Below are 21,330 nucleotides of genomic sequence, written 5' to 3' on the forward strand. Positions count from 1 at the left end.
GATGAGGAGGAATTCCATGAAGCTGATGCGTGTTGGCGAAGCTGGCAGTGAAAAACCAGCACTTCTCGATGCCGATGGCAAGATCCGCGATCTCTCCGGTCATGTCGCCGATATCGGCGGTGAAGCGATCACACCGACAGGCCTTGCAAAGATAGCGGCGATCGATCCGAAGAGCCTTCCGGAAATCGCACCCGGCCGCATTGGCGCGTGCGTCGCGGGCACTGGCAAATTCATCTGCATCGGCTTGAATTATTCGGATCATGCTGCCGAAACCGGTGCGACCGTGCCGCCCGAGCCGATCATCTTCATGAAAGCAACATCCGCAATCGTCGGGCCGAACGACAATGTCGTCATTCCCCGCGGTTCGGAAAAGACCGATTGGGAAGTCGAACTCGGCGTCGTCATCGGCAAAACTGCCAAATATGTAACGGAAGCCGAAGCGCTGGATTATGTCGCCGGTTATTGCGTCTCCAATGACGTCTCCGAGCGCGCTTTCCAGACCGAGCGGGCCGGTCAATGGACCAAGGGCAAATCCTGCGACACCTTTGGCCCGATCGGCCCCTGGCTCGTAACCAAGGATGAAATTCCGGAACCGCAGAACCTCGGCATGTGGCTGACGGTCAACGGCCAGAAGATGCAGAACGGCTCATCGAAGACGATGGTTTACGGGGTTGCCTTCCTGGTCTCTTACCTCAGCCAGTTCATGTCGCTGCATCCCGGGGACGTGATCTCGACCGGCACGCCTCCGGGCGTCGGCATGGGCCTCAAGCCGCCGCGCTATCTCAAGAACGGCGACGTGGTCGAACTCGGAATCGAAGGTCTCGGCACGCAGAAGCAGACCTTCGTAGCGGATCGTTAACGACGCTTCCTGTTGAGAAACTTAAGTTTTCAGGTCGATTATGATGCCGGGGATCAATTCTCCGGCATTTCTTGTGTGGGTTTGGTTCGTTAATGTTGCTGTGCAACAAAAACCTGTTAGTCTGCGCGACGTGCCCGCGTTACGAAAAGAGTCGATGTCTTTCAATCGGCGTCATCTTTTCGATAGAGAAAGGTGGCGCCTTCCGTGTTTTATCAGCTTTATGAATTGAACCATGCCGCCATGGCGCCGTTTCGCGCCGCGGCCGATATCATGCGATTTGCCTATGCCAATCCGCTGAACCCCTTCTCCCACACGCCGTTCGGCCGGACGATGGCGGCAAGCCTCGAAATGTTCGAACGCACCACGCGCCGCTACGGGAAACCGGAATTCGGACTGAAGCAGACGACGATCGGTGACCGGACGGTGTCCGTCCGCGAAGAGGTCGTCTGGTCGCGACCCTTCTGCAATCTCCTGCATTTCGCCCGCAGTGTTCCAGCCGCCCGCGGCAATGATCCGCGCATTCTAATCGTCGCGCCGATGTCCGGCCACTATGCCACGCTATTGCGCGGCACGGTCGAGGCGCTGCTGCCGAGTGCCGATATCTACATCACCGACTGGATCGACGCCCGCATGGTGCCGATGACGGAAGGCACGTTCGATTTCGACGATTACGTCGACTACGTCATCGAAATGCTGCATTTCCTCGGTCACGACACGCATGTCATCGCCGTCTGTCAGCCTTCCGTTCCGGTGCTGGCAGCCGCTGCCGTGATGGAAGAAGCCAGGGATCCGCTTTCGCCGGCGTCGATGACGCTGATGGGCGGCCCGATCGACACGCGCATCAACCCGACGGCGGTCAACAAGCTCGCCCAGGAGCGGTCGCTGCAGTGGTTCTCCGACAATGTCATCATGAACGTGCCCTGGCCGCAACCGGGCTTCATGCGCCCGGTCTACCCAGGGTTCCTGCAGCTTTCGGGCTTCATGTCGATGAATCTTGATCGCCACCTCGTCGCGCACAAGGAATTCTTCATGCATCTGGTGAAGAACGACGGCGAGCCGGAAAGACATCGCGATTTCTACGACGAATATCTCGCCGTCATGGATCTAACCGCCGAATTCTATCTGCAGACGGTGGAGCAGGTCTTCATCAAGCATGCGCTGCCGAAGGGCGAACTGATGCATCGCGGCAAACGCGTCGATCCGGCGGCAATTCGCAATGTGGCGCTGCTGACCGTCGAAGGTGAGAATGACGACATCTCCGGGGTCGGCCAGACAATGGCGGCGCAGACCATCTGCGTGAACATTCCCGAAGATATGCGCATGCATTATCTTCAGCCGGATGTCGGCCATTATGGTGTTTTCAACGGCTCGCGTTTCCGCCGCGAGATCGCGCCGCGCATCATCGATTTCGTCCGCCAGCATTCGCGTTCCGCCGTTAGGCCTCCGCTCCCGCGTGTCATCAAGGGCGGCCGAACGGGCTGAATCAGGGATAGCTGAATTAGCAAAATGGATTCAAGGCCTTGTCCGATTTCGCGGGCAATCGTCTTGAAGGCGGTTATTGCGGTAACCACATCGATTTCAGCGTTCGGTATTCTGCCGGGCGCGGAAAGCGAGGGATACCCGCACGATGAACCAGTCAGCATTGCTTCGACCGGATTGGACTCCGGCTACCATTGCCCTGATGATTCTCGGCTTCATGGTTTTCTGGCCTCTGGGTCTTGCCATGCTTGCCTACATCATCTTCGGCGACCGTCTGCGCGGCTTCAAGCGTGACGTCAACCAGGCGACCGATGGCTTCTTTGCCTCCTGCCGCCGCCCGCATGGCCGTCACCGCCCGCATTTTTCGACCGGCAACGTCGCCTTTGACGACTGGCGCAAGGCCGAACTCGACCGGATGGAGGAGGAGCGCCGCAAGCTTGACGAAATGCGCGAGGAATTCGACTCCTATCTGCGCGAGCTCCGCCGCGCCAAGGATCAGGAAGAGTTCGACCGCTTCATGCGCGATCGCAGGAACGCCAAGCGCGATGACAACGGCCCGGTCGCTGAATATCAGACGCCGTAAACGCCTGAACGATGAAATGATGACCGGCATCTCTCGATGCCGGTTTTTCCATGTCTGCCCTTCGGGCGATCATTTAGATTTGCCGGCGAATCGTATAGAAAACACGCATGTTCTCGCTTCTGAAAACAAGGTCGAAGGCGCGAAAGCCGGCTCCGCCCGAAATGCGGACGCTCGATGTCGCCGGCCGGCTCATGCCGCTGACGATCAAGCAGCATGACCGGGCGACACGCATCACGCTGCGCATCGAACCGGGTGGCCGCGCCTTGAAGATGACGGTGCCGAAAGGCCTTGCGGCGCGTGAGGTCAATGCCTTCCTCGATCGTCACCAGGGGTGGCTGCTCACCAAGCTTGCCAAGTTTTCGACCGATGCCGGCCTGCGTGACGGTGGCGAAATCCTCCTTCGTGGCATTTCCCATCGCATCCAGCATAGCGGCAGCTTGCGCGGGCTGACGGAGGCGGTTTCCATAGACGGCAGGCCGGTGCTGCGCGTCAGCGGCATGCCGGAACATGTCGGACGACGCATTGCGGCCTTTCTCAAGAAAGAGGCGCGCGCCGATCTCGCAAGACTGGCGACCATGCATGCCGGAACGATCGGGGCGCCGATCCGCTCGATCTCAATGAAGGATACCCGCAGCCGCTGGGGCTCGTGTTCGTCGGAGGGAAATCTGAGCTTTTCCTGGCGTATCGTCATGGCGCCGCCTTCGGTGATCGATTATCTCGCCGCCCATGAGGTCGCCCACCTCAAGGAAATGAACCACGGCCCGCACTTCTGGGCGCTCTGTGGCAAACTTTGCCCCGGCATGGACGAGGCGAAATCCTGGCTCAAGCGGCATGGCAGCCAATTGCATGCCATCGATTTCGACTAGCGCATAACCCCGATAATCGGAATCGATTTTTCGGAAAGGATTATGCGCAGATTTAAAGCGATAGAGCGTCCTTGGCGCGTCCCTTGGACGCGCGGCGCTCTAGCCGAGAGCCGCGCAAAATTCAATGTCCGTCGCAAATTGGCTCGACTCTTTCCGCATTTCGTGTCACTTCGCTGCCATGAGACCGGATATCAAGATCTGTGGTTTGAAGACGCCTGAGGCTGTCGATCGCGCGCTCAAGCGCGGCGCGACCCATATCGGTTTTATCTTCTTCGAAAAGAGCCCGCGCTACATCGAGCCGGACCTGGCGGCAAAACTTGCCGAACCTGCGCGTGGCAAGGCTAAAATCGTCGCCGTCGTCGTCGATCCGACCAATGACGAACTCGATGAGATCGTATCGTTGTTGAAGCCGGATATGCTCCAGCTTCACGGCAATGAGAGCCCCGAACATGTGCTGACCATAAAGGCGCTCTATGGTTTGCCTGTGATGAAGGTCTTTTCGGTACGCACGGCAGACGACTTGAAGCGCGTCGAGGCCTATATCGGCATCGCCGACCGTTTCCTCTTCGACGCCAAAGCGCCGAAGGGTTCGGAACTGCCTGGCGGCAATGGTATTTCCTTTGATTGGAGCCTTCTCAGCTGGCTTGACGGCAGCGTCGACTACATGCTTTCCGGCGGGCTGAACAAGGACAATGTCGCGGAAGCGCTTTTCATCACCAAGGCGCCGGGTATCGACGTCTCCTCGGGAGTCGAAACTGCGCCTGGCGTGAAGAGCGTCGCGAAGATTGATGAATTTTTTGACGCGGTCGAAAAGGCGAATGCGCCGATGATGGCCTCAGGGAGTTGAGAGTGAACGAGACGCCTAAACCGAATTCCTTCCGTTCCGGCCCCGATGAAGATGGCCGTTTCGGCATTTATGGCGGTCGTTTCGTTGCCGAAACGCTGATGCCGCTGATCCTCGACCTGCAGGACGAGTGGAACAGGGCAAAGAACGATCCGGCATTCCAGGCCGAATTGAAGCATCTCGGCGCGCATTATATCGGCCGCCCGAGCCCGCTCTATTTCGCCGAGCGGCTGACGGCCGAACTCGGTGGCGCAAAGATCTATTTCAAGCGCGAGGAGCTGAACCATACCGGCTCGCACAAGATCAACAACTGCATCGGTCAGATCCTGCTCGCCAAGCGCATGGGCAAGACCCGCATCATCGCCGAAACCGGTGCCGGCCAGCACGGCGTCGCCTCCGCGACCGTTGCCGCCCGCTTTGGCCTTCCCTGCGTCGTCTATATGGGCGCCACCGACGTTGAGCGTCAGGCGCCGAATGTTTTCCGCATGAAGCTGCTCGGCGCGGAAGTCAAACCGGTCACGGCAGGCAGCGGCACGCTGAAGGACGCCATGAACGAGGCACTTCGCGACTGGGTCACCAATGTCGAGGATACTTATTATCTGATCGGAACGGCAGCCGGTCCGCATCCCTATCCGGAGATGGTCCGCGATTTCCAGTCGGTGATCGGCATCGAAGCGAAAGAGCAGATGCTGGCAGCCGAAGGCCGTCTTCCGGATCTCGTCATCGCTGCTGTCGGTGGCGGCTCGAACGCCATCGGTATTTTCCATCCTTTCCTGGATGATCCCTCGGTCAAGATCGTCGGCGTTGAAGCCGGCGGCAAGGGTCTGCAGGGCGACGAACATTGCGCCTCGATCACCGCCGGTTCGCCGGGCGTGCTGCACGGCAACCGCACCTACCTGCTGCAGGATGGTGACGGTCAGATCAAGGAAGGCCATTCGATTTCGGCGGGCCTCGATTATCCCGGCATCGGCCCCGAACATTCCTGGCTGAACGATACCGGCCGCGTCGACTATGTGCCGATCATGGATCACGAAGCGCTCGAGGCTTTCCAGACCCTGACCCGCCTCGAAGGCATCATCCCGGCGCTCGAGCCCTCGCATGCGATTGCCGAGGTGATCAAGCGCGCACCGACGATGGGCAAGGACGAGATCATCCTGATGAACCTCTCCGGCCGCGGCGACAAGGATATCTTCACCGTCGGCAAGATTCTGGGAATGGGACTGTAAGACATGACCGCACGCATGGACAAACGCTTTGCCGAGCTGAAGGCCGAGGGCCGTCCGGCGCTTGTGACCTATTTCATGGGCGGCGATCCTGATTATGACACCTCGCTCGGCATCATGAAGGCGCTGCCGGAGGCGGGCTCCGACATCATCGAGCTCGGCATGCCTTTTTCTGATCCGATGGCCGACGGCCCGGCGATCCAGCTGGCCGGCCAACGCGCCCTGAAAGGCGGCCAGACGCTGAAGAAGACGCTGCAGCTTGCGGCCGATTTCCGCAAGACGAACGATGCGACGCCGATCGTGATGATGGGCTACTACAATCCGATCTATATTTATGGTGTCGAGAAATTCCTCGACGACGCGCTCGCCGCCGGCATCGACGGCCTGATCGTCGTCGACCTGCCGCCCGAGATGGATGACGAACTCTGCATTCCGGCCATCCGCAAAGGCATCAATTTCATCCGCCTGGCGACGCCGACGACCGATGAGAAGCGCCTGCCGAAGGTACTGAAGAACACCTCCGGCTTCGTCTACTACGTCTCCATGAACGGCATCACCGGTTCGGCGCTGCCCGATCCGTCGCTGGTTTCGGGCGCGGTCGAGCGCATCAAACAGCACACCAACCTGCCCGTCTGTGTCGGCTTTGGCGTCAAGACGGCGGAACATGCAAAGGTCATCGGCGGTTCGGCCGACGGCGTCGTCGTCGGCACCGCGATCGTCAATCAGGTTGCGACCAGCTTGACGAATGACGGAAAGGCAACGGCGGACACGGTTCAGGCCGTCGCCACGCTGGTGCGCGGCCTTTCCACGGGAACACGTTCGGCGCGCCTTGTTGCTGCCGAATAGTTTGCCCACATTGGCGCTAAAGCATGTCGCGCAAAAGTGTGCAGCGGTTTTGCGGCAACGACATGCGGGAAACCAAAGACCTAAAAGCGTGGCAAGCAAATCTGAAAGATCGCGACGCGCTTTAGTCAATCAGGAGTATTCGAGTTGAACTGGATCACCAACTACGTTCGCCCGCGGATCAATTCCATGCTGGGCCGTCGCGAAGTGCCGGAGAACCTCTGGATCAAGTGCCCGGAAACGGGCGAGATGGTCTTCCACAAGGACCTCGAAGGCAACAAATGGGTCATTCCGGCGTCCGGTTATCACATGAAGATGCCGGCCAAGGCCCGGCTGGCCGATCTTTTCGACAATGGCGAGTTCGAATCGCTGCCGCAGCCGAAGGTCGCGCAGGACCCGCTGAAGTTCCGCGATTCGAAGAAATATAGCGATCGCCTGCGTGACAGCCGCCTGAAGACCGAACAGGAGGATACGATCCTCGCCGGTGTCGGAAAGGTGCAGGGACTGAAACTCGTGGCCGTCGTGCATGAATTCAACTTTATCGGTGGTTCGCTCGGCATGGCCGCTGGCGAGGCGATCGTTAAGGCTTTCGAGCGTGCAACGTCTGAAAAGTGCCCGCTGGTGATGTTCCCCGCTTCCGGCGGGGCGCGCATGCAGGAAGGCATCCTGTCGCTGATGCAGTTGCCGCGCACGACGGTTGCCGTCGACATGCTCAAGGAATCCGGCCAGCCCTATATCGTCGTGCTGACCAATCCAACGACCGGTGGCGTCACGGCCTCCTATGCCATGCTTGGCGATATTCATCTGGCAGAACCCGGCGCCGAAATCGGCTTTGCCGGCAAGCGCGTGATCGAGCAGACGTTGCGTGAAAAACTGCCCGAAGGCTTCCAGACCTCCGAATATCTGCTGGAGCATGGTATGGTCGATATGGTCGTCAAGCGCCACGATATTCCCGAAACACTGGCGCGTCTCTTGAAGATCCTGACGAAGAAGCCGGTTTCGGCGGCGAACGACATGAATGGCGGCGCGATTGCCCTGGCGGCGAGCGCCTGATAACCGACAAGCAGGCGGGGTGCCGAATTGATACCCAGAGGCCAAACCGCGGTGAGTGAGGCAGCGCAGGAGATCGACAAGCTCATGGGATTGCATCCCAAGGGTTTTGATCTGTCTCTCGATCGTATCACCCGTCTTCTCGATGTGCTCGGCAATCCGCACAGGAAACTGCCGCCGGTGATCCATGTCGCCGGCACCAACGGCAAGGGATCGGTCACCGCCTTCTGCCGCGCCCTGCTCGAAGCCGGTGGCTACAGCGCTCATGTCCACACCTCGCCGCATCTCGTCAATTGGCACGAGCGTTATCGCATTGGCGTCAAGGGTGGACGCGGACAGCTTGTGGGTGACGCCGTCTTTGCCGAGGCCGTGCGTCGCGTGGCCGATGCCAATGCAGGACAGCACATCACCGTCTTCGAAATCCTGACGGCAGTCACCTTCATCCTGTTTTCCGAACATCCGGCCGATGCCGCGATCATCGAAGTCGGTCTCGGCGGCCGGTTCGATGCGACCAATGTCATTTCCGATCCGGCCGTTTCGGTCATCATGCCGATCTCGCTGGATCACCAGCCCTATCTCGGCGACAGGGTTGAGCTGATCGCGGCCGAAAAGGCCGGCATCATGAAGCCGGGATTTCCCGTTGTTATCGGTCATCAGGAATATGACGCAGCACTTGACGTGCTGATGTCGACGGCCGAACGGCTGCATTGCCCGAGCGCCGTCTTCGGGCAGGATTTCATGGCGCATGAGGAATATGGCCGGCTTGTTTACCAGGACGAGTTCGGTCTTGCTGACCTGCCGCTGCCGCGCCTTCCTGGCCGCCATCAATATGCCAATGCCGCCGCCGCCATTCGTGCTGTCAAGGCGGCGGGTTTCACCGTCACCGAAACGATGATGGAAAAGGCGATGAGTTCGGTCGAATGGCCGGGCCGGCTGCAGCGTCTGAGCGAGGGCCGGCTGCTGTCGCATGCGCCCGCCGGCGCCGAGATCTGGATCGATGGCGGACATAATCCCGGTGCCGGCGAAGTGATCGCCGAATCCATGGCCAATTTCGAGGAGCGCCAGTCTCGGCCGCTTTTCCTGATTACCGGCATGATCAATACCAAGGATCCGGTCGGCTATTTCAAGGCCTTTACCGGCTTGGTCGAGAAGGTTTTCTGCGTGCCGATCCGCGGCAGCGAATCGATGATCGACCCCGTGATATTGTCGAATGCCGCTTATGATGCCGGTTTGGTTGCCGAACCGATGTCGACGGTCGGCGATGCGCTGGAAGCGATCAAAGCCGTTCTCGATCCAGAGGCATTGCCGCCGCGCATCCTGGTCGGCGGCTCTCTCTATCTCGTCGGCGACGTGCTTTCCGACAATGGCACGCCCCCGAAATGAAGGCTGCAAAATGAAAAAAGCCCGGTCGAAGCCGGGCTTTTTCGTCAGTGTGCTATGAATTAAGAGATATCAATCAGGCAGCGCTCGAAATCCAGTTCGAAAGAGCTGTCTTTGGCTTCGCACCGACAGAAATATCGGCGACTTCGCCGCCCTTGAAGATTGCAAGGGTCGGAATGGAGCGCACACCGAAATGTGCGGCGAGTTCCGGGTTCTCATCGATATTCAGCTTGGCGACCTTGACCTTGCCTTCCATCTCGACGGCGATCTCTTCGAGGCTCGGAGCAATCATCTTGCACGGGCCGCACCATTCAGCCCAGAAATCGACGACGACGGGTTCTGCGGATTCCAGAACTTCCGACTGGAAGTTATTGATATCGACTTTCACGGTAGCCATGGGCTGCTCCTTTAACGGAATTGGGTGTTGAACCACATGTGATGGTGCGGTGCCGAATTTTCAATGTCCGGTATTTCACTTTGTCTTGACCGCTGCAAGCGCCAAACCGAGCGTCTTTTCGCTCAGCGTGTAGAGCGAAGCGTTCTCGGTATAGACAAGCATGCAATCGATACGCTTATCAGGATAGAGCGGCGCCAGGATCTCGCGATAGATCGCCAGCTGTGCCCGGTGCGCGAAGGGGACGGCCTCCTCTGTTGCCGGCGGCACCCGATTGGTCTTGTAGTCGAGAATGACGACGCGATCGGCAAGGACGGCAAGCCGGTCGATACGGCCGGAGACGGCATAGCGCCGGTCTTCGAGCGTCAATGTTCCCATGATCGAGACCTCGGGCTGGGCCTGAATACCGAGGACGGCCTGCAGACCCTCTTCGTCCAATAGTTTCAGAACCGAATCGACAAGCTTGCGCCGTTCGGCCTCCGGCCAGAATCGAGCCGCCCGTTCGGCATAACGGCTCGCCGCATCAGGCCGCTCGCCAAGTGGAATTTCGGGAAGCGCCTGCAGCATGCGATGGATCAGCCTGCCCTTCTCCAGTGAACGATCGCTGCGCTCCTTCTCGCCGAACAGCGGCGAAACGACCAGCAAACCGCCCTCGTCTTCATCGATGATCGTGCCGGCGCCGGAGGGGCTGAGCGGGCGCGGCAGCTCAGCCTGCGGCGGCAATGGCCGCAAAAGGCCATCCGGCAAGGTCTCCTCGCTGTCGCGCTCCTCGCTGCGGTCGATACGCTCAAAGCTTCGTTCCACTCGCGGCACGCGCCATTTGATGCCTTGCCATTCTCCATCGGGACCGGAGAACGTGGTCGCCTCCACATGCGGATGGTCGTCGCGCAGCGCCGTCGAAATCATCATATGCCAGGTGTCGTTGTTCACACGCACGCCACGATAGCCGCAGACGACCAGCCGGTCGGCCGCGCGCGTCATGGCGACATAGAGCAACCGGCGATATTCTTCTTCCGCCAGCATCTGGATACGCGCCGCATCGTCCTGCGTCAGCGAATTGGCGAGATCGGAGACAGGAACCCAGACGGGCATTGGCGGCTCGTCGGGACCGGTCTCGATCAGGCGAAGCTTCGGCAGATGCGTATGCGTAGAGGCCTTCGAACCGCCGTCGACAAGGAAAACGATCGGCGCTTCAAGACCCTTGGAGGCATGCACCGTCATGATGCGCACCTCATTGCGTCCCTTGTCCTGCTCGCGCTTCACCACGGGCGCCTCGAGCTCCAGCGTCGAGATGAAGGATTGCAGCCCGGGAAGACCGGAGCTTTCGTGGTCGAGCGTGAAGGTCAGGAACTCGTCGAGAATATCGCTGACTTCGGTGCCGAGACGGGCAAGGAATTGCCGCCGCCCGCCATGACTGCCCAGCACGCGCGCATAGAAATCGTGAACCGACAGGCTCCTGGACTGCCGGAGAAACAGCTCGAGCCTCTCGACGGCAGCGCGAAAACGTTCGGTGCCATCGGCGGCGAAGCTTTTCAGATGGCTCCAGACGCTCTCATTGTCGCCGCGTAACGCGGCAATCGCAAAGATGTCGTCCTCGGAGAGATCGAAAAGCGGGCTCTTGAGCACGGCGGCGAGCGAAAGGTCGTCTTCCGGCAGAAGCAGAAAACGGCCGAGCGCCAGCAGATCCTGCACGGCGATATGGCTGGTCAGCACCAGCCTGTCCGCGCCGGCGACGGGAATATCGCCGCGGCGCTTCAACGCCCGCGTCAACGCATTGACGAAGGCGTCGCGCTTGCGCACCAGCACCAGGATGTCGCCGGCCTCGATCAGGCGTTCCTTGCCTTTGTCGACGATCGTCTCGCGCCCGACGAGCGTGCCGATCGAATGGGCGATCCGCCGCGCGAGGATTGCGGCCGGGGCGCTTTCCGGCGTTGCGTCGAAGGGCGCCGTCCAGTCCTCTTCCTTCACCACCGCTTCCGGCGCAACCATCTCCCAGAGGTCGACGGCGCCGGGATGTCCGATGCGGCTGGAACGATGCACGACCGGTTCGCCGAGCGCGCTGAGGCCGCGCGCGTTGTCGGGCGCCTTGAAAATATGGTCGACGGCCTCGAGCACGTCGGCGGTCGAGCGGAACGACAGTGGCAGCCGCACGGAGGAAAAACTCTGCCCGCTATCGGACACGCGCCGCCGCGTTCGGTCGCTTTCCTCGGAAAAACGCTCTGGCCGCGCGCCCTGGAAGGAATAGATCGACTGCTTTTCGTCGCCGACGGCAAAGAGCGTGCGCACGATCGGTCGGGCGCTTTCTCCGGAGAAGAAATCCTCGGCGAGCGACTGGATGACACTCCACTGGATCGGGCTGGTATCCTGCGCCTCGTCGACGAGGATATGGTCGATGCCGCGATCCAGCTTGTAGTGGATCCAGGGACCCACGCCACTTTTCATAAGCAGGTCGGAGGTGCGGGTGATCAGGTCCTCGAAATCGAGCTGGCTGCGCTGCTTCTTCAACTCCTCATAGTCGTGATTCAGCCGATCGGCGAGCGCGAGTGCTGCCTGCGTGGCGCCGTACATCCGCATCAGTTTCAGCCGGTCGCGGCTTGCTGCGACATGCGCGCGGGCTATGGCTATGGCGTCCGCCAGCTGCGGTGCCTCGGCAAGCATGGCCTTGACGAAGAATTGCGAGTCCGCCTTGGGCTCGCCCTTCATTGTCAGAAAGATTTTCTCGAGGAACTCAGCGCGCCTTACGTCTTCGCGCTCCCGCCCTGCGAGCCTGAGGCCGTAGGCAACCTCTTGCGCCTTCGTGCCGCCCTTCTGGTCGGCCAGCGAGAGATAAAGCTCCAGCGTACCGCCTGAAAGCTCCGGCAAAGGCCAATATTGCGCCGCGATCCGGCTTTCCGTGTCGCCAGCGGCAAGGCCAAGCCTCTTGCGCAGGATCTTCTCCACACCGCCCTGCTGCTCGGCCGTCACCGTAAAACGACGAATGGCGTTGCGGTTGGCGACGATGTCGCCGAGCAGGTTCTCCAATCCGGATTCGTCGCCAAGATTGAGAACGTAGGCGAATGCCTCGGCAAGGGTGCTGTCTCCCTCCGGCGCCATTGCTGTCAGCAGCGCCCGGCGCGCATCGGAAAGCAGCGCCACCGCCGCGCGATCGTCGAGAACCGAGAAATGTCCCGCAACGTTGGCCTCCAGCGGGAACTGATGCAGCAGCGCCTCGCAGAAGGCATGGATCGTCTGGATTTTCAGCCCGCCGGGTGTCTCCAGCGCCTTGGCAAACAGCCGGCGGGCCTCGGCAAGCTTCAGTCCGTCGGGAGCCGTACCCTCGATCTGCGCGATCCGCCGGCTGAGGTCTTCATCGTCAAGCACCACCCATTCCGCCAACCGTTCGAAGACGCGGTTCGACATTTCAGACGCCGCGGCCTTGGTGTAGGTGAGGCATAAAATGGCGGAAGGCCGCGCACCTGATAGCAGCAGCCGGATAACGCGCTGCGTCAGCACATGCGTCTTGCCGGAACCGGCATTGGCCGAGACCCATGCCGAACGTAGCGGATCGGAGGCAATCGCCTGCTGGATTGTCGTCCAGCCGATCCAGGCGCCCGGATCGTCATCGTTGGGAAGCGCGGTCACATCACTCATCGCCGCCCTCTTCCGTTTCGGCCGTCGACCATTCGGAGACGCGGGCAAGATGATCGTAGTCGCCGCCGAAATCGAATTGCTGGGCCGGGATCAGCCGCGAGGTAAAGCCCCTTTCGTTGGATTGCAGCAATCCTACGAACTTGACCAGCTGGTCGATCGATTCGGCGGCGAGATCCATCGCCGATCTGGCCTTGTCGCTGCGCGCTGAGCTCTCGTTGTTGACGGTATCGACTTGGAAGCGGCTCCCGGGTCGCAGACGCACATAGAGAAGATCCTGCGGCACCAGGCTGCCGGCATCGCGGAAGGCGCCGGCACTCAAGGCTGCCGCTTCGAGCGCAAGCTGGGGATCGAGAAGCACACGCGCCTGCGCCGGCGAGGGATTGTAGCCGGTCTTGTAGTCGATGATGTCTGCCGAGTTTGGTCCTGTTGTGTCAATCCGGTCTGCGACACCAGTGAGCCGGATATTGATCGACTCCAGCTCCATGCCGCCCCGTACTTCCGTCAGCGTCTTCAGGATGCCATGTCGCCGTCCGGCCTCCCATTCGAGGAAGGCCCGGGCCACCTCGCGAAAGCGCGGTCGCCACACGGCATCGATATGCGGTGGCAGCCGCTCAAGGTCGAAAAGATCAGAAAGAATGCGCTCCATCGCCGCTGCCGCATCAAGCGTCCCGGCGATGTGAGCCTCGCGTATGAACCGGTCGATGATCTTGTGGTAGAGCGTTCCGCGTTCGGCCGCCCCTGGATCACGATTGAACGCGTCGACCGGGTCAAGCCGCAGGACACGGCGGGCATAGATGGCATAGGGATCACGGCGCAGCCGGCCGACTTCGCTGAAGGAATAGGATTTCGGCTGTAGTGCCAGCGGCGGTTTCGGCGAGGGTCGCTGCGCCGGCGTCTGATCATCTCCCCGATCGATGAGACCGGCCCATTGCAGGAACCGGTTGCCGCGTTCCTTCAATTCCGCTTCGAACGCCTCTCCGCCGAGCGCCAGCAGCCGCTGCAGCCAACGCGAGGCGACGGTCGGCGTTGAACCCTGGCGCAGCGCACGCGAATAGATCAGATGGCGGGTGCCGCTCGCCATCTCGAAATCATGCGCCAGCTGGCCGATGCGCCGTTCCGGCGGCTCGAGGCCGATCTCCGTCTTCATCATGCGCGGAATGAAGGGATTATTGGCGGTCTGCCCTGGCCAGGTGCCCTCGTTCAGGCCGCCGACGATCAGCGTATCGACGCTCTGCAGGCGGGCTTCCAGCGTGCCGAAGATGAAGAGCCTGGGATGGCTGAGCGCACGTGGCTTCACCGCATGACCGGCGGCCAGTGCGGCCATGATGTCGATCCATTGCGGACCGTCGGCCTCCATCTGGCCATCCGTGTCGATCACTTCACTGAGCAGGGCGGCGAGTGCATCTCCCGCTTCATTCGACCAGAGATCGGCGAGATTGCCGTGCGGATCGACCGCGACCGCTTCCAGCGAACGGCCGGTGCGCTCGGCCCATTCGGACAATGTGAAGCTCACTGTTCTTCTGCGATCTTCCGGCCGGTGCCGCATCAGCGCCGAAGCCAGCGGCTCGGTCGCCTGTGCGACCCGCCGAGCAAGGTCGTATGCGGCGTCGGCTGCATCGGGCGAAAGCGCCTTTCGCCATTGCGGCGCGTGCCTGTCCAGCGCCTGTTCGGCAAGTTGGTGAGTGAGCAGCGGCTCGAGCGTGCTGATGTCCACCTCGACCACGCCGCCGCGCAGAGCCAGCAGCTCCAGGACTTCGGTAGCGGAAATCAGTGCGTCGCGTTCCAGGCCGAAGCGGGCAAGCGGATGTTTGAGCAAAGAGACGATCGCTACCGGATCGCCCGGTCGCAGCGCTGCCTCGAGCAGCAATTGCAGCAAGGTGCCTTGCGGCATGGCCGCAAGCGGTGTACCCGCCGAATCATCGGCGAGGATGCCGAAGCGGGAAAGCTCGGCCATGACCCGCCGGGCGAGATTGCGGTCCGGGGTTATGAGTGCTGCCCGGCTCTCGCCGTCCTGTCCCGGCCTCTCCAGTGCAAGCCGGAGCGCGATGGCAATCGCGGTTGCTTCCTCGCGCTCGTTGGCGGCTTCGATCAACGAAACATCGGCGAAGGCTGAAGACAGGGCGCCCCCCGGCAGATCGCTCTTCCAGGCCCCCCAATCACTGGTCGCCTCCGCCGGGGCGAAGGCCCGAGACAGGATTTCGGCGCGCCGGTCAAGATCGGCTCCCGATGTGTCGAGGAGCGCGACGTCGGCACGCGCCAGCTTCAGCCGCTTGAGCAGCGACGACAGGCCAAACTGCGGATGGCTTCGGCTTGCGGGATTGGTATGTTGGCCTGGCGCCGGTTCCGGCGCGACCATTTGCCAGTGCTGCTCGGACATGGAGAGATCAAGACCCGGAAGCACGATCACGCCTTCGGGCAGATTGGCGACGGCGGCGATGAGATCGGCGGTGGCGGGAAGGGAGCCAGTCGAACCGGCGATGATGATCGGTCCAGCGGGTTTCGTTGCCGAAAGCCGGCTTGCTTCGGCCCGGAGAATGGCGTTTCTGTGCCGCGCCGGCGAGGATTTGCCGAGTTCGGACAGCCGTTCGGGCCAGAAGGCGCTGGCGATCTGCAGGAACTCGGCCGTCAACTGCCACCAGGCGGCATAATCGCCGGTGTCGAGTTTCGACAGTTCCGACCAGTCGAGATCCTCGGTCTCGATGGAATCGATCAGCTCCGCAAGGTTGCGGGCGAGCCAGATCGCATCCGCCGGACTTGCGGGCGCAGCCAGCGGCGAGTCTGAATGAATGTGGCGGACGATCTCCGGCAGTTTGTTTCGCCAGGCGAGGATCAGACGCGCAAGCTCCAGCAGACGGGCGGTATTTGACAGCGGCTGGGCGAGATCGATCGTTGCCGGCAACGCCTCGTCGAAATAGCCGCTATCATCATCGGTTTCGCCGAGGGGACGGATAACCGGCAGGATCGCTGAGCGGCCGCCGAGCAGATCGACGAATTCGGACCGCAGCACACGCACGGCGCGCCGGGTCGGCAGGTAGATCGTCACCCTGGCAAGCGATAGCGGATCATCGGCCTTGTGCCGGAAAAGTGGCGTCAATCGGCCGTCGCAAAGCGTCGTCGCCAGCGTTTTCAGGAAAGAGAGGCCCGCCGGGATTGTCAGGATGCGTGGCTGGTGGCGCTCCACCATGGCTTACGCGAACGTCCGCAATCGCCGGATCGTTTCCTCTGCCTCGCCGATCGCGTCGGGCGTGCCGACCGTCAGCCAGTGGCCTTCGAGCACGATGCCGAAAAGCCGTCCGCGCGCGATCGCCTTATCGAAATAGATATTGAGGTTGAAAGCACCCTTCGGTGCATCGTCGAGCAACGACGGGTTCATGACGATCGCTCCGGCATAGACGACGGGATGGGACGGATCATCACGATAACGCGTCAGCCGGCCATCGGTTGCGAGGCTGAAGTCGTTCTTGCCGTTGTGACCCGTCGTATCCTCGATCCCAACACAAAGCAGCGCCATATCCATGCGTTCGGCATCGAAGAATCCGGCTAAGCGTTGTAGATTCGTCGGCCGCCCCGGCTGTTCGCCGATCCAGAAGAGATCGGCATTCATGACGAAGATATTGTCGCGGCTAAGCAGCCTCAGCCCCTTCGCCAGCCCGCCGCCGGAATTCATCAGCGCGTCCCGCTCGTCTGATATGACGATGTCGAGGCCGTGATAATTCCCGAGATGTTCGAGCATCTGGTCGGCGTGGTGGTGAACGTTGACGACGGCGCGTTCGATACCGGCCGCCACCAGCGAATCCAGCGCGTAGTCAATCATCGGCTTGCCGTCGATCTTCACCAACGGCTTCGGGATCGTGTCGGTGATCGGGCGCATGCGGGTTCCGAGACCCGCGGCCAGTACCATGGCTTGTCTGATGGTCATTCTGATCCGGAACTTATGATTCGCTCTGGCCTATTCCAGCCCTTGCGCACCAATCGCGCAAGGGGGCAAGCGTTTCATGCTCAAGCGCGACGTTTAGATAGGAAAGCGTCCGCGGCATATGTTTCAGATAGCCCGGCTTGCCGTCGCGCTGCAAAAGGCGCACCCAAAGACCGGCAAGCTTGCAATTGCGCTGCGCCGACATGATTGCCCAGGCCTTCATGAACCCGGCTTCGTCGAAACCGCCCTGCGCGCGGCGAAGCCCCAGATAATCATCCATCAGCTGCCGGAAAAGCTCCGGCTCGATTGTTACGCGCGCATCCTGGACGATCGAGGCAAGGTCATAAGCCGTGGGGCCGATCATCGCGTCTTGGAAATCAATAAGGCCGATCTTGCGAATACCGCTTTCATGTTCGCGCCAGATGATGTTCGGCGAATGGAAGTCGCGCAGCAACAAATTCGTTTCAGCCGATTGCAACTCGTCGATCAAATGGTCCCAGATCGCGAGATACTCCTCGCGCTCGGCATCCGTGGGTGCCGTACCGCGCTTCCAGGCAACATGCCAGTCGAGCACAAGTTGCACTTCCATCTTCATCGCCGTGCGATCGAAGTCCGGAATGTGATGCGTGTGTGTGGCAGAAACCGGAATATCCTGCGGGATCTGCATGGAATGAAGATGGGCAAGGCAGGTGACGCTTTGCCGGTAACGCTCGGCGATTGGCTGTCCGTCTTCATCGAGCACACTTGCCGCGCCGAGATCCTCGATCAGCAGGATGCCTTGCTCATAGTCGACCCTATAAATCTCCGGCGTCGCAAAACCCCGCTCGCGCAACGCATCAGCAATCGCAACGAAAGGATAAGCGTTCTGTGCCAGATGCGCGACTTTGGGATAGGGCTTGCCGTCATACACCGGCGGTCCTTCGGGATGCGGCCGCCAATCCATGAGTATTTTTTGCGGAGCACCGCTCGAATAGACATATTCGTAGGCGCGCAGCGAGGCATCGCCGGTCAGGAAGCGGCGTTTGGCATCCGGATAGCCGGCATCGTCGAGGAACTCGCGGATCGCCAGAACGCGGCGGATGCGCGAAGCCTGCGCGCCGGTGGCTCCGATCGTCGCCCGGCGGCCATTGCCCTCATGTACCAGCGTTAGCGCGATGCGCTCCGCGGGCAGTTCGCTCTCGGCCATCTCAGGCCATTCGACGAGACAGATACCGTTCTGCAGGGCCTCGTCGAAGCCAAGCTCGGTCAGTTCGGCAGGATCGGCGAGCCGGTAGAGATCGAAATGCGAAACGGCAATGCGCAGGTCGTAGGATTGCACCAGCGTGAAGGTCGGGCTCGGGACCTCGAGCCCCTCGTCATCGGCCATGGCGCGCAAGATCGCGCGGGCGAGCGAGGATTTCCCCGCGCCGAGATCGCCGGAAAGGGCAAGGCAATCGCCGGCTTTCAGGGCCAGCGCCAGGTCTTCGCCGAGGCGGACGGTAGCCGCCTCGTCCTTCAGGAACAGCGAGATCGCATCACTGGTCGTCATTCGGCGGCGGCGGAATGCGGTACATTGACCGAGGGGATACGGCAGATGACAGTCGTGCCCTTGCCGGGCTCGCTGTCGATCGTCACGTCGCCATGATGCAGGCTGACAAAGCTGTCGACGATCGAGAGGCCGAGGCCGGCGCCGCCGCGTTTGCCGCTTTTCGCCCCCGTGGCAAAGCGGTCGAAGACGGTCGCGATCATGTCAGGTGAGATGCCGGGGCCGCGATCGCTGACGGAGAAAACGAAATCCGTGCCTTCGCGATGGCATTCCAGCGAGATCGAAGTGCCTTCGGGCGAGAAATTCGCCGCATTGGAAAGAAGCTTCAGAAGGATCTGCTTCAGCCGCTGTGGATCGGCAACGATTGAGCCGAGATAGGCGGGTGCAGTGATTTCAAGCGCCACGCCGCTTTCGTGGAGGCGATCTGCGATCTGCATCGAGACGTCGTCGAGCAGGTCGTTGAGATCGATATCCGCATAATTGAGGCGCATGATGCCGGCATCGACGGTCGCAAGGTCGAGAATGTCGTTGACGAGCGTCAGGAGAACGGAGGACGAGGTCGAGATATGGTCGATATATTCAGCCTGCCGTTCGCTCAAGGGCCCGACGCCCGGCGTGCGCAGGAGATCGGTGAAGCCGATGATGTTGGTCAGCGGTGAGCGCAGCTCGTAGGACACATGCTGGACGAAATCGTTCTTCAGCTCGTCGGCCTTGCGCAGCGCTTCGTTCTTCTCGGTCAGCGCGCGCTCGGCACGCACACTGTCCGTCATGTTGACGAAGGTCAGCATACTCTGCGCGTTCGGCAGCGGGATAACGGCGTAGTCGAGCACGAGGCCGGAGAAGAGTTCCAGCGTCCCCTGGCCCGAGCGGCGTTCGTCGTCGAAGCTGGTGATCAGTTCCGCGAAGGCTTTCCAGCCGTCCGGCCGGTCATAGGACGGCGCGCAGGCCTCGCCCAGCGCACGGATATGAGTGCCGGGCTTGGCTTCGGTTTCGGTGATCCCCCAGAGCGCCCGGAAGGCCGGGTTCGAAAGGCGGATGCGTCCGTCAGGGCCGAACACCGCGACACCTTCGGAAAGGTGGTCGATCGTTTCGCCCTGCACCTTGACCAGCGTGTTGTAGCGCGTTTCGAGATCGACCTGCTCGGTCAGGTTCTCGAACACCCAGGTGGCGCCACCCTGCGGATGTGCGGTCGCGAAGACGCGCAGTGTCTGCCCGTTCGGCAGGTGCCAGAGATCGGATTGCGTGTCGAGCGCGCGATAGACGGAAAGCGCGGCTTCCTTCCAGCTTTTCCAGTTGAGCTGGTCCGGCAGCTTCTTGGCAGCCCGGAGCCGCTCGAGCAGCTCGCTATTGTCAGGCCGGCCTTCGAGGAAGGCGATATCCAGTTGCCAGAGCGCGACGAAAGCCTGATTGTAGAATTGCAGGCGGCGGTCGCCGTCGAAGATGGCAACGGGCGTGGCAAGATGATCGAGCGTTTCGGCATGGCTCTTCAGCGTCCGTTCCAGCTCGGCGCGCACCGCCTCTATGTCGGACACATCGATCGCGATGCCGGCCGAGCCGCCGGGAACCCTGACGTCGACGACGTCGAAGAATGTGCGGTTGCCGTGCACGACCGTCGAAATCTTGTCGTGGAAGGGCGATTCCGGCGTCGTCGTCGCGCGAATGCGTTCGCGCGCCACGGTCGTCAACATCTCGCGACCTTCATTGATCGCCTGCTGCGGCGATCGCGCCTCGACCGCCTCGCCATAGGCCTGGTTGACCCAGGTGAGGCGGCCCACCGGGTCGCGCTGCCAGGCCGGCATGTCGATCGCGTCGAGCATGGTCTGGAAGGCCGAGATCGAGGTCATCAGCCGGTCGCGCTCGATCCTGAGTTCTGCCAGCTCGGCGCGCAGATTGTTGAGCGCGACGAAACGGACGAAAGCACGCCCGCCGGAAACCCGGCCTTGCGCCTCGAGGATTTCGTCACGGATGGTTTCGACCACCATGTCGAAGCTCTGCGCCTCGTCGCGCAGCCGATCGATCGCTTTTTCCAGCTCGGAAGCCGAGCGTGATTTCAGCCATAGGCCGAAGGCCAGGAATTCGCCGTCTTGCGGCGCGCCGGTTTCAGGCGGAAGTTGGCCGAGCAGTTCGGGACGCGCGTTGCCGTCCCAGATGACGATCCGCCGGTTTTTGTCGGCGATCAGAGCCTGGTATTGCGAAATGCGCTGTTGGGCATCGGAGAGTGCCGAGCGAATTTCCCGGCTCTCGTTTTCCAGGTTGCCGCGCTGGCGCACGAGCCACAGCGTCGACAGCAGTGCTGCCGATATGACGCCGATGACGACGGAAACACCGACGACCTGCGAGGATGTGAAGAGGTGGGCAGAGGCTGCCGCCTGCTGCTCCCCCTGGGCCAGAACCGGCCGCGCCAGCGCGGCAAGCGCCGTGCCGGCGGCGCAGCTTTTCAGGAAGCGCGCCAATAGTCCGTGCTCTTGCTTCGTGGCCTCGTGTGCCGTTGCAGATTTATATCCTTGGCCTGCCATGAGCGGGCGGCGATCGGCGCGAGCGCCATCATCCGCCTGACCGGGCAGGCTGCTTTTCATTTCCGACATCCGCGGTATGTCTCCGTCCTTCAATGTGCCGCATTACGACAAGACATCCCATTTTCGCAGCGGTCGGACAGGGTCCGGCGCCACGAATCAAGTCTTAAAACAATACTTCGGAAGGGAATCGGCGGGAAGGGAGCGTCCAAAAAATAAGCCGCA

At 61.2% G+C, this 21,330-nt stretch carries 15 protein-coding genes; 9 read left to right on the forward strand and 6 right to left on the reverse strand.

Going from position 1 to position 21,330, the window contains the following annotated elements; genetic code table 11:
• The first annotated feature begins 16 nt into the window (after positions 1–16).
• The 9 genes from C3Y91_RS19715 (at position 17) to C3Y91_RS19755 (ending at position 9,130) form a co-directional block, all read left to right on the forward strand.
• Entirely contained in the window at positions 17–859 is an 843-nt protein-coding gene (locus tag C3Y91_RS19715; RefSeq protein ID WP_018068915.1) for a fumarylacetoacetate hydrolase family protein, read from the forward strand.
• Between the two features lie 204 nt (positions 860–1,063).
• Positions 1,064–2,341: a polyhydroxyalkanoate depolymerase gene (locus C3Y91_RS19720; RefSeq protein ID WP_020397356.1), complete on the forward strand. Its 1,278-nt coding sequence runs from the start codon at positions 1,064–1,066 to the stop codon at positions 2,339–2,341.
• Between the two features lie 145 nt (positions 2,342–2,486).
• Positions 2,487–2,921: a DUF2852 domain-containing protein gene (locus C3Y91_RS19725; protein WP_017962639.1), complete on the forward strand. Its 435-nt coding sequence runs from the start codon at positions 2,487–2,489 to the stop codon at positions 2,919–2,921.
• Positions 2,922–3,028: 107 nt separating this feature from the next.
• Complete coding sequence (locus C3Y91_RS19730; RefSeq protein ID WP_018068913.1) at positions 3,029–3,787, forward strand: M48 family metallopeptidase; 759 nt, start codon at positions 3,029–3,031, stop codon at positions 3,785–3,787.
• Between the two features lie 178 nt (positions 3,788–3,965).
• Positions 3,966–4,634 carry a phosphoribosylanthranilate isomerase gene (locus C3Y91_RS19735; RefSeq protein ID WP_024322892.1) on the forward strand — a complete coding sequence of 223 codons (669 nt, stop codon included), beginning with the start codon at positions 3,966–3,968 and terminating at the stop codon, positions 4,632–4,634.
• A gap of 2 nt (positions 4,635–4,636) precedes the next feature.
• On the forward strand, positions 4,637–5,857 hold the full coding sequence (gene trpB, locus C3Y91_RS19740) for a tryptophan synthase subunit beta (protein ID WP_003544114.1): 1,221 nt from the start codon (positions 4,637–4,639) through the stop codon (positions 5,855–5,857).
• A gap of 3 nt (positions 5,858–5,860) precedes the next feature.
• Positions 5,861–6,700, forward strand: coding sequence for a tryptophan synthase subunit alpha (gene trpA, locus C3Y91_RS19745; RefSeq protein WP_018068911.1), 840 nt, complete (start codon positions 5,861–5,863; stop codon positions 6,698–6,700).
• 144 nt (positions 6,701–6,844) lie between these two features.
• A complete protein-coding gene (accD, locus tag C3Y91_RS19750) occupies positions 6,845–7,750 on the forward strand; it encodes an acetyl-CoA carboxylase, carboxyltransferase subunit beta (protein WP_018068910.1) in 906 nt (301 codons plus the stop codon).
• Positions 7,751–7,777: 27 nt separating this feature from the next.
• Positions 7,778–9,130 (forward strand): bifunctional folylpolyglutamate synthase/dihydrofolate synthase, encoded by a 1,353-nt coding sequence (locus C3Y91_RS19755; protein ID WP_174827081.1) that lies wholly within the window; start codon positions 7,778–7,780, stop codon positions 9,128–9,130.
• A gap of 73 nt (positions 9,131–9,203) precedes the next feature.
• Here C3Y91_RS19755 and trxA read toward each other — a convergent pair whose 3' ends face one another.
• From trxA to C3Y91_RS19785, 6 genes are all read right to left on the reverse strand, one after another.
• On the reverse strand, positions 9,204–9,524 hold the full coding sequence (gene trxA / locus C3Y91_RS19760; protein ID WP_168575716.1) for a thioredoxin: 321 nt from the start codon (positions 9,522–9,524) through the stop codon (positions 9,204–9,206).
• A gap of 75 nt (positions 9,525–9,599) precedes the next feature.
• Entirely contained in the window at positions 9,600–13,151 is a 3,552-nt protein-coding gene (gene addA / locus C3Y91_RS19765; protein ID WP_130665310.1) for a double-strand break repair helicase AddA, read from the reverse strand.
• Positions 13,144–16,335 (reverse strand): double-strand break repair protein AddB, encoded by a 3,192-nt coding sequence (gene addB, locus C3Y91_RS19770; RefSeq protein WP_130665311.1) that lies wholly within the window; start codon positions 16,333–16,335, stop codon positions 13,144–13,146. Before addB ends, addA begins: the two co-directional genes overlap by 8 nt.
• A gap of 3 nt (positions 16,336–16,338) precedes the next feature.
• On the reverse strand, positions 16,339–17,070 hold the full coding sequence (locus C3Y91_RS19775) for a nucleotidyltransferase family protein (protein ID WP_168575717.1): 732 nt from the start codon (positions 17,068–17,070) through the stop codon (positions 16,339–16,341).
• Between the two features lie 13 nt (positions 17,071–17,083).
• On the reverse strand, positions 17,084–18,595 hold the full coding sequence (tsaE, locus tag C3Y91_RS19780) for a tRNA (adenosine(37)-N6)-threonylcarbamoyltransferase complex ATPase subunit type 1 TsaE (RefSeq protein WP_130722148.1): 1,512 nt from the start codon (positions 18,593–18,595) through the stop codon (positions 17,084–17,086).
• Positions 18,592–21,177: a sensor histidine kinase gene (locus tag C3Y91_RS19785; RefSeq protein WP_024322887.1), complete on the reverse strand. Its 2,586-nt coding sequence runs from the start codon at positions 21,175–21,177 to the stop codon at positions 18,592–18,594. The genes tsaE and C3Y91_RS19785 overlap by 4 nt, the downstream gene beginning before the upstream one ends.
• Positions 21,178–21,330: the final 153 nt, after the last annotated feature.

Source organism: Rhizobium ruizarguesonis, from assembly GCF_012349115.1.
In the GTDB taxonomy this organism is placed as follows: Bacteria; Pseudomonadota; Alphaproteobacteria; order Rhizobiales; family Rhizobiaceae; genus Rhizobium; species Rhizobium ruizarguesonis.